At 62.2% G+C, this 14,061-nt stretch carries 12 protein-coding genes; 6 read left to right on the forward strand and 6 right to left on the reverse strand.

Annotated features, from left to right (window positions below):
• Nucleotides 1-493: 493 nt before the first annotated feature.
• Nucleotides 494-4,870 carry a DEAD/DEAH box helicase gene (locus tag ACSQ36_RS10110; protein ID WP_436181815.1) on the reverse strand — a complete coding sequence of 1,459 codons (4,377 nt, stop codon included), beginning with the start codon at nt 4,868-4,870 and terminating at the stop codon, nt 494-496.
• On the reverse strand, nt 4,867-5,067 hold the full coding sequence (locus ACSQ36_RS10115; protein WP_436181816.1) for a hypothetical protein: 201 nt from the start codon (nt 5,065-5,067) through the stop codon (nt 4,867-4,869). Before ACSQ36_RS10115 ends, ACSQ36_RS10110 begins: the two co-directional genes overlap by 4 nt.
• Nucleotides 5,068-5,166: 99 nt before the next feature.
• Between ACSQ36_RS10115 and ACSQ36_RS10120 the strand changes: the two genes are divergently transcribed.
• The 4 genes from ACSQ36_RS10120 (at nt 5,167) to ACSQ36_RS10135 (ending at nt 9,438) form a co-directional block, all read left to right on the forward strand.
• On the forward strand, nt 5,167-6,171 hold the full coding sequence (locus tag ACSQ36_RS10120) for a 2-keto-3-deoxygluconate permease (protein ID WP_213761419.1): 1,005 nt from the start codon (nt 5,167-5,169) through the stop codon (nt 6,169-6,171).
• The gene (locus tag ACSQ36_RS10125; protein ID WP_436181817.1) at nt 6,168-7,493 is read left to right on the forward strand and encodes a four-carbon acid sugar kinase family protein; all 1,326 of its coding nucleotides are present in this window, start codon (nt 6,168-6,170) and stop codon (nt 7,491-7,493) included. The genes ACSQ36_RS10120 and ACSQ36_RS10125 overlap by 4 nt, the downstream gene beginning before the upstream one ends.
• Before the next feature lie 83 nt (nt 7,494-7,576).
• A complete protein-coding gene (gene pdxA, locus ACSQ36_RS10130; RefSeq protein ID WP_213761421.1) occupies nt 7,577-8,578 on the forward strand; it encodes a 4-hydroxythreonine-4-phosphate dehydrogenase PdxA in 1,002 nt (333 codons plus the stop codon).
• Nucleotides 8,579-8,649: 71 nt separating this feature from the next.
• Complete coding sequence (locus ACSQ36_RS10135) at nt 8,650-9,438, forward strand: DeoR/GlpR family DNA-binding transcription regulator (RefSeq protein ID WP_436181818.1); 789 nt, start codon at nt 8,650-8,652, stop codon at nt 9,436-9,438.
• A 64-nt stretch (nt 9,439-9,502) separates the two neighbouring features.
• Here the strand turns inward: ACSQ36_RS10135 and ACSQ36_RS10140 are convergent, their stop codons facing one another.
• The 4 genes from ACSQ36_RS10140 to ACSQ36_RS10155 form a co-directional block, all read right to left on the reverse strand.
• Nucleotides 9,503-10,783 (reverse strand): RNA polymerase sigma factor, encoded by a 1,281-nt coding sequence (locus ACSQ36_RS10140; protein WP_436181819.1) that lies wholly within the window; start codon nt 10,781-10,783, stop codon nt 9,503-9,505.
• A gap of 26 nt (nt 10,784-10,809) precedes the next feature.
• The gene (locus ACSQ36_RS10145; RefSeq protein WP_436181820.1) at nt 10,810-11,217 is read right to left on the reverse strand and encodes a VOC family protein; all 408 of its coding nucleotides are present in this window, start codon (nt 11,215-11,217) and stop codon (nt 10,810-10,812) included.
• Between the two features lie 76 nt (nt 11,218-11,293).
• Complete coding sequence (locus tag ACSQ36_RS10150; RefSeq protein WP_436181821.1) at nt 11,294-11,710, reverse strand: YciI family protein; 417 nt, start codon at nt 11,708-11,710, stop codon at nt 11,294-11,296.
• 143 nt (nt 11,711-11,853) lie between these two features.
• On the reverse strand, nt 11,854-12,201 hold the full coding sequence (locus ACSQ36_RS10155) for a YciI family protein (protein WP_213761428.1): 348 nt from the start codon (nt 12,199-12,201) through the stop codon (nt 11,854-11,856).
• Between the two features lie 147 nt (nt 12,202-12,348).
• Here ACSQ36_RS10155 and ACSQ36_RS10160 point away from each other — a divergent pair, with 147 nt between their 5' ends.
• A complete protein-coding gene (locus ACSQ36_RS10160) occupies nt 12,349-12,780 on the forward strand; it encodes a YqaA family protein (RefSeq protein WP_213761429.1) in 432 nt (143 codons plus the stop codon).
• Between the two features lie 796 nt (nt 12,781-13,576).
• Complete coding sequence (bcsD, locus tag ACSQ36_RS10165) at nt 13,577-14,032, forward strand: cellulose biosynthesis protein BcsD (RefSeq protein ID WP_158934571.1); 456 nt, start codon at nt 13,577-13,579, stop codon at nt 14,030-14,032.
• Nucleotides 14,033-14,061: the final 29 nt, after the last annotated feature.

The following is a 14,061-nucleotide window of genomic DNA, read 5'->3' on the forward strand; positions in this document are numbered from 1 at the left end:
CCTCCATAACAGCAGGGTTCGACATGACTTTCCAGATTGCCGGGTTCGCTTTTGGCATTACCCGGCATCGCAAAGAAATTAACGGCGCTTTAGCGGTAAAACTTTAGCATGTGTTTAAAACGATCTGAAGGGAACAAGGAGTTGTCGCTATATCCTTATTCGTTCTTTTGCTGGCAGAGCCCCAAGCGGGCGGCGGCTTTTCAAATGCCACAGTCCGCCGATACCCCCGTGGTCAGGCAGGAGAATTTAGCTAAAAGACGATGAAATCGATAATGCGGCGCGCACGGGATTGCCTGCATGGGCTATGGTTTTTTGGCGAATGTGGTGCGCCTCACGATCAGAACTTTCATTCCACTTTCGTTAATAAGGGGCGGGTTTGTTTTGCGCGCGCTTGCAATTCGCCAATTCGCCGATTCGTTTAACTTGCGGAATGTTTAGCAAGAAAACCAGCGTTTTATCGAAAAACTTTATCGCGAACCGCCGCCCGTTCTTTTCAGCGACTTGTCGTCATTACTGGGGAAACTGGCATTCGGTCAAAGCTGCGCCGGACAAGATGCCAGCGCACGTGCTCTTGCGACTCCGTATCGAGTTCCACCAGGAAACGCGTTTTCCCCGCGATCACCGCTCCTACCGGCAAACCATCGCGATAGAGCACGCGATTACCCGGCAGCGCCGGCACTTTCTCCCCGGGCAGCAAGGTGCCGGCGAGATTCAGGGGATCGACCGCGCTTATCGCGATAAAGCTGCCGTCGGCGGGCCGGTTGCGCATCGTGCGTAACAGCGGCACGGCTTCGGGCAGCGCGAACTGCTCACCTGCCAGCCCCGCGACGAACCGGCCGCCGCGAATTTCACCGCGTGCTTCCAGCCGATGAAATACCCGCAACAGGTCGCGCCACGGGGGCAGCCAGTCGGCTTCGCGTTCGAGCAAGCGCCAAAAGATCACGCCGTATCGGCGCAACAGGGTCATCGCGACATGCTCAAGGGAATCGGCGCCGGGCGCGGCACTGCTTTCAGCGCGGCGCAGCAATGCCCAGCGCCCAGCGTCGTCCATCCCGCCGATAAAGCGGCCGCCGCGCCGTGGCCGCCGGCCGAAACTGTTGCGGCGCGCGGCCGGCGCGAGCAACGCACGCAGGCCGGCGAAACTATCGGCGTTCACCAGCCCCAGCGACACCAGTTCGCCCAGCGCATTTTCAAGTTCGGTATCCAGCAGGCGAACGTCCGAACGCAGTTCATCGAAGAACATGGCGCCGTGTTGCGTGAGCGCGTCGAACACAAGCTGGGCACGCGACGACGGCTCGGGGGACTGCACCGGTTGCATCAGCGGATTCCACGCCGCCAGATTTCGACGCGGCAGCAACACGATCGGCGTGGTGCGCACCGGGCCGCCCGAACTTCGCGACCGGACACCCGGACGGCTCCAGACGACCTTGCCGGAGCGGCATAGATCGTCGAGCCAGGTCATGGAATAAGCGCTCAGGCGTGCCGGCAGGATCTCGTCTTCCCATGCGACCGCGGGCGCTTCGTAGCCTTCGAGTTGTTCGATCGCGAGCATCAGCGCGTCGTGGCCGTCGCCATGCGGATCGGCTTTCGCGTCGGCGCTGACGTGTTGCCAGTCGAACAGGAAACGCATGAAATCCTGCAACTCGACCGGCTCGATTTCGCGCCGCAAACGCCGCACGGTGTATCGATGAATACGCGCCAGCAGATGCCGTTCGCACCACTCCTCGTCTGTCGTGCCCGTTGAGTCCTTCACGCCCGGGGTGAAGCGGCCTCGCATGACATAACCTTCGGCTTCCAGGCGCGTCAAGGCGAGCGCGACCGACGAAACCGGCACGGCCAAAGCGCGCGCAATCACAGGCGCCGGCAGCGGACCAAAGCCGCTCAGACGGGCGCGCACGATCTCGACGAGCGCATCGTCTTCGGTCCAGGCTTCATCGAAACCGGGCAGCGCTTTTAGCGGCGGCTGCATCGGTGCGACCGGATGAACGGCGCGCAAGCAGGTCAGGCGTTCGACCGGCACCCATAACCCATCCGCCGATGTCACCTGCAAACGCGTCGCACGCCCTGAAGCCGCGAGCTGTTGAAGCCACGCCGGCCAGCCATCGTTCGCTTGCGACTCGGCTTCAGTGATGCATGAAAGCCCCGACAGCGCCTCGTGCATTTCATCGGCGTTGCGCACGGTTGGCCATGCTTCTTCGCGCACACCCGCGATGGCTTCGGCGTCGAGCGCGCCCAGGTCGTCGCTCGATTGCGGATCGGTCCAGCCGCGCGCGAGCACGGCCTGCGTGCGGCGTTCCTCGATGGGGGCATCGTCGAGAAAGGCGTAAGGACGCGCCGATAAAACCTCCGCCGCCAACGGCGACGGCGCGGGCAAATCGCGCGTGACGAGCCGCACGTCGCCACTCTCGATGCGTCTTAGCAATGCGAGCCACGCATCGCAATCCATGGCGTCGTGCAAGCAGTCATCGATCGTCTGATCGACCAGCGGATGACGCGGCACGTCACGCTCGCCCACCACGTTTTCAATGCACGCGACCTGATCGGGGAACACGGTCGCCAGCAGATCCTCGCTCTTCATGCGCTGCAATTGCGGTGCGACCCGACGGCCGCCCGCGTAGCGCGGCAATGCGAGCGCGTTGGTTGCGTTCCAGCGCCAGCGCACGCCGAACAGCGGCGCGTCGAGCAGCGCCTGGATCAGCATGTGCTCCGCGGTATTGGAATGCAGATAACGCCAGACTTCATCGAGCGGAAAACTATGGCTGCCCGTCAGCGACAGAACGATCGCGTCCTCGGTTGCCGCCGCCTGCAATTCGAAATTGAACGTGCGGCAAAAACGCTTGCGCAGCGCGAGGCCCCACGCGCGGTTGACCCGGTTGCCGAACGGCGCGTGAATCACGAGCTGCGTGCCGCCGGAGGCATCGAAGAAACGCTCCATGACGAGCACATCCTGCGTGGGCAGAACAGAGAGCGCGGCCCGCGAACGCGCCAGATAGTCGACGATCTGCCGCGCCGCTTCCTCGCCGATACCGGTTGTATCGGCGAGCAGGGAGATCGTTTTATTGACCGGATAGTCGCCCAGCCAAGCGTCCACCTGCGCATGCAAACGCGCTATCGCCGCCGACAGTTCATTGCTGCGTCCCGGCGCTTCCCCGAGCCAGAACGGAATGTTCGGCGGCTGGCCGTGCGCGTCTTCCACGCGTACTCGGCCGCCCTCCACACGCAGGATCTTGTACGACGTATTGCCTAGCTGGAACACGTCGCCGGCCAGGCTTTCGACCGCGAAATCCTCGTTGACCGTGCCGATCTGCAAACCTTGCGGTTCGAGCAGCACGGCGAAATCGGCGTTGTCCGGAATGGCTCCACCCGATGTCACCGCAGTCAGCCTGCCGCCGCGCCGGCCGCGCAAACTTCGTGTCACCACATCCCGATGCACATAAGCCCCGCGCACGCCGCGCCGGCTCGTATAACCCTCGGCGAGCATGCGCAGAACTGCGTCGTACTGCGTACGATCAAGCGACGCATACGGCATCGCATTACGCACGAGTTCGAAGAGCGCGTCCTCGCTCCACTCTCGGCTCGCCACTTCAGCGACGATCTGCTGGGCGAGAATATCGAGCGGCGCCTCGGGAATATGCAGCACGTCAAGCTCACCGCGCGCCACGCAATCGAGCAGCGCCGCACATTCGATGAGATCGTCGCGCGATTCAGGAAAGAGCCGCCCTTTCGGCGTGCCGCGCACCTGATGCCCCGAGCGCCCGACACGCTGCAGGAAACCACCGATCGAGCCCGGCGAACCGAGTTGACAGACCAGTTCCACATCGCCGATATCAATACCCAGTTCCAGCGAAGCCGTTGCAATCAGCACCTGCAGTTCGCCGCGCTTGAGCCGCTGCTCGGCATCCAGCCGCTGCTCTTTCGCGAGGCTGCCGTGATGCGCGGCGACGGCGGGCTTGCCCAGCCGCTCGGTGAGATGGCGCGCGACACGCTCGGCCATCCGGCGCGTGTTCACGAACACGAGCGTGGTGCGGTGCTGCGCGATGAGATCGGCGAGGCGGTCGTAGACACGCTCGCGCACATCGTTCGACATGATTGCTTCAAGCGGGATGGGCGGCAGTTCGAGCGCGAGATCGCGCTTGCGCACATGGCCGACATCGACGATCGAACACGGCCGGTTGCCCGTCAGGAATTGCGCGACCCGTTCGATTGGCTTTTGCGTCGCCGATAACCCGATCCGTACCGGCGCTTCATGCTTATGTTCAACGCACAACGCGTCCAGGCGTTCGAGGCTGAGCGCGAGATGCGCGCCGCGTTTGTTGCCGGCGACTGCATGGATTTCATCGACGATCACCGTACGCACCGTCGACAACATCGCGCGGCCGGAATCGGAACTGAGCAGCACGTAGAGCGATTCCGGCGTGGTGACAAGGATATGCGGCGGCCGCTTTTTTACGGCGTTGCGCTCCTGAGGCGTGGTGTCGCCGGTGCGCACCGCCGCGCGAATGTCGATGGGCGGCAAGCCCATCCGCTCGAGTTCGATCGAGATGCCGGCGAGCGGTTCCTCCAGGTTCACGCGGATATCGTTGGAAAGCGCCTTGAGCGGCGACACGTAGACCACGGCCGTCTCGTTGGGCAATGGGTCATTGCTCGCCAATGCTTCCCGAACCAGTTCATCGATTGCCGCAAGGAACGCCGTCAGCGTCTTGCCCGAACCGGTCGGCGCGGCCACGAGCGTCGAACTGCGGGCCTTGATCAGCGGCCAAGCGCACTTCTGCGCCTCCGTTGGCGAGGGAAAATGCCGGCTGAACCATGCCGCGACGGCCGGATGGAAGTCGTCGAGCGGATTGGAAGCCGATGATTTTGCAGCGGTCATATCGCTAGTTTATTAGCCGTCGGGAAAGCGTGTTTGATCGCGCTCGGCACGCGAGGAACCGTGTGCCGCGGACGCCCGGCGGCGGTGTGTTTTTTGCTGATCGAGCTATCGAGCGGCGACATCAACGCATGACCCACCGCCGGACGACTTTCATAAGAAATGACTGGATCGAGCATTCGAACGATCAGTTTGCGCATTTTTTGAGATGGGACTACACTTCATTTTGACTGTTTCAATCAAACACGTGATCGATTCGAGCATTGAACTCGGATTCGCTCGTCAAACAGGAGACCCGTATGGCCCAGCTTCCCATCAAGCGCTCGATCGAGCGTGTTCCCGGCGGCATGATGATCGTGCCCTTGCTTATCGGCTCGTTAGTCGCAACTTTCCTGCCCGGCATGCCGACGTTCTTCGGCTCGTTCACCAACGCGCTTTTCACGGGGGCGCTGCCAATTCTCGCGGTGTTCTACGTATGTATGGGTGCGAGCATCAACGTCAAGGCGACCCCGTATCTGCTGAAGAAAGGCGGTGTGCTATTCGCGACGAAGATCGGCTCGGCGATTGTCGTGGGTATCGTGATGGGGCATTTTCTGGGTGAGCAACCCATCTCGTCGGGCCTGTTTGCCGGTATCTCGACGCTCGCAGTCGTTGCCGCGATGAACGACACCAACGGCGGCCTCTACATGGCGCTGATGGGGCAATACGGGAAGTCCGAAGACGTGGGCGCGTACACGATCATGTCGCTGGAATCAGGACCGTTCCTGACGATGGTCACGCTCGGCGTGGCGGGACTCGCCGCGTTTCCATGGCCCACGCTGGTCGGCAGCATTCTGCCGCTCGCGGTCGGCATGCTGCTCGGCAATCTGGATCGCGAAATGCGCGACTTCCTCGCCCGCGCCGTGCCGGTCATGATCCCGTTCTTCGCGCTTGCACTGGGCGCCAGTCTCGACCTGCACAAAGTGTGGCAGGCAGGGCTGCTGGGTATCGGACTGGGACTGGCAGTGGTTATCGTCACCGGAATTCCGCTGTATTTCGCCGACCGCGTGACGGGTGGCACGGGCGTGGCCGGCGTGGCGGCGGCCAATACGGCCGGTAATGCGGCGGCGGTTCCCGCGCTGATCGCGGCGGCGAATCCGGTCTACGCGGAAGCCGCAAAAAGCGCGACACTGCTGGTCGCGGCATGCGTGGTAGTCACTGCTATTGTGTCGCCTATCCTGACGGCGGCGGTCGCCAAACGGGTGAACGCCCGGACCGAAGAGCGCCGTACTGCGCAGAAAGTTCAGAACGAGGCCGCACGATGAACACTCGCAGCATGCTGATCGTCGCTGACGACCTCTCAGGCGCGGCCGACTGCGCTATCGCGTTCGCCGGTGCGGGACGGCGTACGGTCGTGACGCTGGAGACATCGGGCGTGATTCACGCCGCTGCAGAGGCGGACAACGCGGACGTCATCGCCGCCGATACCGACTCGCGCCGCCTCTCGCCGCAAGACGCAGCGCAACGCACCGCCGATGCCTTCAACGCGCTGAAGGCACCCGGCCGGCGCTTGTACAAGAAAATCGATTCGACGTTGCGCGGCAACTGGACGGCCGAAGTAGCCGCGTTGCAACCGCTCGCCGGACTGGCGATCGTCGCGCCCTCGTTTCCCGCGACCGGCCGCACGCTGCACCAGGCGCGCGTGCTGGTGCATGGCGAGCCGCTGGAAAACACGGACACATGGAAGTTGGAAAACGCCGGCAAGCCGGCGAATGTCCTGACGATGCTTGAGGACGCGGGCCTGCGCAGCGAGTCCATCGACGTGGACACTTTGCGCGGTGACATCAACGCGCTGCTGGACAGGATCAAGACAACGGCGGCGCAAGGCGCGCAAGCGCTGATCGTCGATGCTCATACCGGCGACGACCTGAAGCGGCTCGCGCAGGCCACCGCGCGACTCGACCCGCGCGAACACCCGTTGTTCTGGGTCGGATCGGGCGGACTGGCACGCGAACTGGCGTCGCTGCCCGATCTCTTCGATACCCCGCCCCGCGAAACCCTTGCACACGAGAAGCAGGACGGCGCGATCCTGATCCTGGTCGGCAGCCTATCGGCCGTGTCCGAACGCCAATGCGCGATGTTGCGTGAGCGTGCCCGCGTAAGCGAACTGATCGTGCCGCCCGCGGTCTTGCGTGTGGGCAGCGAGCACACGGACTGGCTCGCGTGGCAGTCGAAGATTGGCGATTATCTTGAACGGCATCTCGACTTGCTGGTGCGCATCGGTCGCGACGACGCCTTCGATCCAGCCGAAGGCGCGCATCTGTCTACCGCGCTCGCCGCGCTGGTGACGCCGCATTTCAGGCACGTCGGCGGCTTGATTGCGACCGGCGGCGAAACCGCCCGCGCGATGTTGAGCGCAGCCGGTATCGGCAGTCTCGATTTGCTGGCGGAAGTTGAAGCAGGTGTCGCGGTGGCGCGGCCTTCCGGGCAGCATGCGGCACGCCTCGCCATTGTCACCAAGGCCGGTGCATTCGGCAGCGAGCATGCGCTATTCGGCGCGTGGGAGCATTTGCAGAGATTGCCTCTGCCCACGCGGCCCACATCGGCGACGCTGCGGACGCCGGACGCGGCTACTAATACACACTAATGCACATTAAAGCCACTGAGAGCGAACACAGCATGTACCTCGTCTCAGAGCGCCCCCACTTACACGGAGTTTAACTAATCATCATGAGCAACACTCTCCCCGTAATCGGCATCACCATGGGCGATGCATCCGGCGTCGGTCCCGAGATCGTCGTCAAGAGTCTCACGCATAAAGTGGTCTACGAGCAGTGCCGTCCGCTCGTGATCGGCGACGCGCGCCGTCTCGAGCAAGCCAACAAGATCGTGCACGGCAGCGCGAAAATTCGCCGCATCAAGGACGCGACGGAAGCGAAGTATGAGCCGGGCACCATCGATTGCATCGACTTGAACCTGATCCCCGATGACCTCCCCTTCGGGCAGCTCTCGGCGGTGGCCGGCGACGCCGCGTATCAGTACATCGCGCGTGCCGTCGAGCTGGCGCAAGCACAACAGATTGACGCGATCTGCACCGCGCCGCTCAACAAGGAAGCGCTGCACGCGGGCGGCCACAAGTTTCCGGGCCACACCGAAATGCTCGCGCATCTGACGGGCGTGAAGGAAGTCTCGATGATGCTGGTCGCGCCGCAACTGCGCGTGATTCACGTGACGACGCATATCGGCATCATCGATGCGATCAGGAAGATCGAGCCCGGCCTCGTGCAGCGCACGATCGAACGCGGTAACGCGACGCTGGTGAAAGCGGGGATTGCGAAGCCGCGCATTGGCGTGTGCGGCATCAATCCGCACGCGGGCGAAAACGGCTTGTTCGGTTATGGCGAAGAAGAGGAAAAGATCATCCCGGCTGTGAAGATCCTTCAGGAACGCGGACTCGATATCACCGGCCCCCTGCCCGCCGACACGCTCTTTTTCCGCGCGGGCCGTGGTGACTTCGATCTCGTGGTCGCGATGTATCACGATCAGGGACATGGTCCGGTCAAGGTGCTCGGGCTCGAAGCGGGCGTGAACGTGACGGTCGGGCTGGAAGTGATCCGCACGTCGGTGGATCATGGGACGGCGTTTGATATCGCGGGTAAAGGGATAGCAGATGAACGCAGCCTGCTCGAAGCGCTGCGCCAGGGTGCGGAACTCGCGACGCGGCGCGGGTGAGCCCGATCGGTGGATCAGCTCATGCGCTCGTGTAACATCGGCGGCCTTGTTATCCGCATGAGCATTCACCGATGAAAGCAGCCGACCGTCACCGCGCCATCCTCGATCTCGTCCTCACCCGCGACGCCAACGTAGAACAGTTGAGCGAGGCGCTGGGGGTATCGGAGGCGACGGTGCGGCGCGATCTCACCATGCTCGCGAAGGAGCGCCGCCTCGTGCGCACGTATGGCGGTGCGACTGCGCTGGTGGGCGCGCATGAACCGGAAGCGTCGCTGGAGGAACGCAAGTCGACGCAGCGTGAGCAGAAGGAAGCGATAGCGCAGGCTGCCGCGCTGCATGTGAAGGACGGAGACACCGTGCTGCTCGACGGTGGCACGACTTGCGCCGCGCTTGCGCGTCATTTGAGTGCGCATCGCGACTTGCATGTGGTGACGAATAACCTGCTGGCGGTGATGACGCTCGCCAACGTGCCGGGCATGCGGATTACGCTGATTGGCGGTGATCTGCGGGCATCGAGCATGAGCACGCTCGGGCCGCTGGCCGAGCTCGTGCTGAGCCGGCTGAGCGTGGATCTTGCGTTTCTCGGCGCGGACGGCGTGGCGGCGGATTTTGGTTTGTGCGAGGCCACCGCGGAACAGGCTTACTTGAAGGACTGCATTATTCGCCGCGCGGCGAGTGTTGTGGTGCTGGCCGATGCCGACAAGCTCGGGCGCGCACGGCAACAGCACTGGACGCCATTGGAGCGGGATTGGCGCCTGATCACTACCACTCTCGCCGATGACATTAGGCTGGCGCCGTTTCGGGCGCTGGAACGAGTGGTGGTCGAGGTTGTGGCAGTGGGGGTCGAACAGGGTTTGTAGGGCCTTTGGGCTCCCTGCGAATTTTCGTTTCGCCCCGGCTCGCTTGCAGCCGTGTAGGCCGGATTTATTCCCTCGCCACCTTCATCTCCGCCGCCCGCTCAAGCAACAACTCCTTCTCCCGCCCATTACGCGCCATCCCTGCGGCCTTCTCGAACTCCACCCGCGCCTCCTCACGACGGCCCAACTTCGCCAGCAAGTCGCCGCGCACGCTCGGCAGCCAGTGGTAATTCTTTAGCACTGCGTTCGATCCCAACTCATCGACTATCTCCAGCGCCGCCGCCGGGCCGAACGCCATCCCCACCGCCACCGCGCGGTTCAACTCCACGACGGGTGACGGCGCCACCATCGCCAGCGCGTCGTATAGCGCCACGATCTGCGCCCAGTCCGTGTCCTCCGCCCGCCGCGCACGCGCATGGCAAGCCGCCAGCGCACCCTGCAACGCATAAGGCCCGCGCGCACCGTTCAGCGCCTCCGACCGCTCCAGTGCCGCAAGGCCGCGACGGATCAGCAACGGGTCCCATCGGCTGCGGTCCTGGTCCATCAACAAGACCGGCCGCCCGTTCGCATCGGTTCGTGCATGAGTGCGGGACGCCTGTATCTCCATCAATGCAACCAGCCCGAATACCTCGCTCTCGTCAGGCGTCAAACCCGCCAAAATGCGCCCGAGACGCAACGCGTCGTCGCATAACGAAGGACGCATCCAGTCATCCCCCGCAGTCGCCGAATAACCCTCGTTGAAGATCAGGTAGATGACTTCCAGCACCGACGCCAGCCGCACCGCCCGCGCATCGGCTTTCGGCACTTCGAACGGCACGCGCGCCGCCGACAAAGTCCGCTTCGCCCGCACAATACGCTGCGCGATGGTCGGTTCGGGCTGCAGGAACGCGCGCGCAATCTCGTCCGTGGTCAGGCCGCCGAGCAGGCGCAACGTCAGCGCAACCCGGGCGTCGACGGACAGCACCGGATGACACGCGGTGAACACGAGCCGCAGCAAGTCGTCGCCAATATCGTCCTCACGCGCGGCGTCCAGCGCATCCACGAAATCCGGCGTGACATGCTCCTCGCGCGCATCCATGTCGAGCCCCAACTCCTCGTGCTTGCGGGCGTGCAACGCATCCTGCCTCAAACGATCAAGCGCACGATGCTTCGCCGTGGTCATCAGCCATGCGCCCGGGTTGTCCGGCACGCCATCCACACGCCAATGCTCAAGCGCCGCGATCAGCGCATCCTGCGCAAACTCCTCGGCGAGCGACACGTCTCGCACCAAACGCGCCACGACCGCGATCACCTTCGCCGATTCCATCCGCCACACCGCCTCTATCGCGCGATGAGTGGCCAGTTCCATGCTGCCGGACTCACCGGTAGATCCGCTCACGGCGCGCCAGCCGCGTTCGGGTCCATGTACACGAACTCCCATGCGTGACCATCGAGGTCATCGAAACCGTGGCCGTACATTCCCCCATGGTCCTGCGCCGGCCGCGGCGTCGTGCCACCCGCGCGCACGGCCTTGGCGACGATTTCATCGACCTCGGCGCGGCTCTCGCACGACAGGCACGTGAGCGCTTCGACCTGCTGTTTCGGGTCGGCAAGCGTCTTGGTGGTGAAGGTCTGGAAGAATGGCTTGACCAGCAGCATCGCGAAGATGTTCTCGCCGAGGATCAGGCACGCGCCCTGATCGTTGCTGAACATCGGGTGGAAGCTGAAGCCGAGTTCGCTGAAAAACGCGCGCGCTTTCGGCAGGTCCGCTACCGCCAGGTTCACGTAGATTTGCTTGTGCATTTTTTATCGTCCATGAAGAAGGGATCACTGGCGTCAGCCGGCTTGCGCGAGTGCCTTCGGGTTATTCAAGCTGCTTTCAAACTCGTCGCGCCGCTTCAAGCTCGCGAAACCGCTCGATCGATTCTCCCGAACCGAAGTCGTCCAGTTCAAACAACTGCCGTACTTCAATTTCGCCGCTTTCATGCTCGCCCATCGGAGAAGGAAAACGGCGTGCCCACTCGATCGCTTCTTCGCGTGAACGCACCTGGATCAGCGTGTATCCCGCAACCAGTTCGCGGGTCTCCGCGAACGGCCCTTCGACCACACTGCGCCCGCCACCCTCATAACGCACGCGCCAGCCTTTAGCGCTCGGATGAAGACCGTTCGCATCGAGCAGGACGCCCGCTTTCGCCAGTTCTTCGTGGTAGGTCGCCATCGCGCCGATCAGTGCGTCCTCGGGGAGTACACCCGCTTCGCTTTTTTCGGTCGCCTTGACCAGGATGATGAATCGCATCGATGTTCTCCTCGTGGTGTGAAAACAAGAGCTGGCCGCGCTCTCATTCCCACGACGAACCACGCCCGGAGAAATCGACAATCTTTAATTGTGCGAGGGTTAACACGGACCAAGACGATGCGTACGAACACGACGTATAACCGTCACTCCCAGCAGGGACCGATCTTGCGTACCTCGACCTCGCACCATTCGGCGGCCGGACACGCCGATGCAATCTCGATGGCCTCTTCCTTCGTCGCGCAATCAAGCATGTAGAACCCGCCGATCATCTCCTTCGCCTCCGCGAACGGGCCGTCGATCAGGCTAGCCTGGCCGTCGCGTTTCTTGACACGCACACCGCCCGTTGCCAGCGATTCACTCGCGATGAGCAAACCGCGTTCTTTCAGTCCCGCACCGAACTCGACCATGCTCTCGTAGAGGAGCTTGCCTTCGGCTTGCGAGCGCTCGGCCCGCTGTCCAACAGGTTCGGCGATGAGCAGCATATAAGACATGACATCTCCTGGATTGAGGTTTCAACCGGCCTTCAAGGTATCAACTGTGGAGAAAGCTTTCAATCCCCGGATGTACCGCCTCAAGTAGCGCATCGCCGAAAAACAGCTAAGCTGTCGCCCTCTTTCACGGTTGCCCGCATTTCTCTCATGGTCAATTTATCTGTATATGGCGGGCTTTTCGCGGTTGCGCTGGTTGCGGCGACACTGTTCCCCCTTCAGTCCGAGGCTTTGCTGGCGGGTTTGTTGATCGCCGGCAAACAACCGGTCTGGATGCTCGTCGCGGTGGCAAGCGTGGGGAACGTGGTGGGCTCGACCATCAACTGGGCAATGGGACGATCGATCGAAAAGCTGCGCGAGCGTCGCTGGTTCCCGATCAAGCCGCGCGCGCTCGAGCGCGCGGAACACTGGTACAGGCGCTTCGGACGCTGGACATTGTTGTTGAGCTGGACGCCAGTGATTGGCGATCCCTTGACCATGATCGCGGGCGTTTTGCGCGAACCCTTGTGGTCGTTCCTGCTGATCGTCGCGATTGCGAAAACAGCGCGTTATGCCGTGATTGCCGCGTTGCTGACCCTGTGATGTCTTTGGTTGCATGACATATCCAGCCGTCCGCTTTCTGCTCCAAGCTCTTTCCTCAAAAATCTTCGCCGCCCGGCTCACGCGGCGATGTCCGGCGCCGCGCAAAGGGTGAGTTGGACGCGTGTCCAGATTGATTAAGTAAGCACGAGCATTGCCGGTGCAAAAACCGGACGATCATCCTTCTGCGGCGCAAAGGGGCGTTTGAGATCAAAGGGTCAGTTGCATTGATTAAGCAGGCAAACGTGTGGCGGTGTCGAATCGAATGCTGTTGAATCGGTCGCGTGGAATACGGCAAATACGGCAAGAAACTGCGCACTGACAATCGCGCGGTGAAGATCCAATTGCTAAAAATCGCGAGGATTATCCCGTGCGTAACCCGCATTATTCGCCACGCGGAAAGCGAACTGGCGATGCCGATAACTTTCAACTCTTTGACAACAGCTTATGCGATATCAACACGTTGTTCGCCCCGCGCAACTCGACAATACAACCGCCTGAACGCAAGATTAGACTGACAAATGAATTCCGCCGATTAAACGTTTGCGCTAATTGCCCGAGTACTACATAAACTGGACACGGTGGATTTTTTGCCCTCTGTTTGCGGCTTTAACCACAAAACTATTTGCTAATGTGCGGTATGTCGGAAAAAGAAATCGCCTTGAAGTAGACTCGCGGCTTACTGGTAACCGTATCACTATTACCGTCCATCGCACGACGGAGCAGTGTAATTACTACTGGTTACGCCGGTATCGGTATTTTCGCGTTTATCTAGCTGAAAGCTTTCCTCTCCAACAACATGGCCATGACCCTCGACTACCTGCTGGACCGGCAAATTTCCTCGCAGTGGCGTGGCGTGCTGGTCGCCCTGGCAGAAGAATTCGATACCCAGATCGGCCGCGACGAGCTGCGTCAGTTGATGCAACGGGTAGGTCGCCGTTTTGCCGCCGCCCACCCGCTGCCGCCCTGCGCCACCACGCCCGAACTCGGCGCCGCGTTGAACGCGATCTGGAATGACGTCGACTGGGGTTTTGTCGAAGTGAGCGACGAGCCGGATTATCTGCGCATCGTTCATTGCTGTCCGCCGCTGCTCGCATTCGGCGCGAACGCGCTTCCGTGGAGCCCGGCGTTTCTCGAAGGCGCGTATCAGGAATGGCTAAGCGCGCTCGGCGCGCAAGGCTTGTCGGTGGTGCAAGCCGGCGAGTTCGACGAAAGTGCTGCAGTCGAATTCAGATTGGGCCGTTATAGCAACTGAGGGCAACCGAGAGCACGTCCAACCTCGCA

This window comes from Caballeronia sp. LjRoot34 (assembly GCF_964253815.1).
GTDB lineage: Bacteria > Pseudomonadota > Gammaproteobacteria > Burkholderiales > Burkholderiaceae > Caballeronia.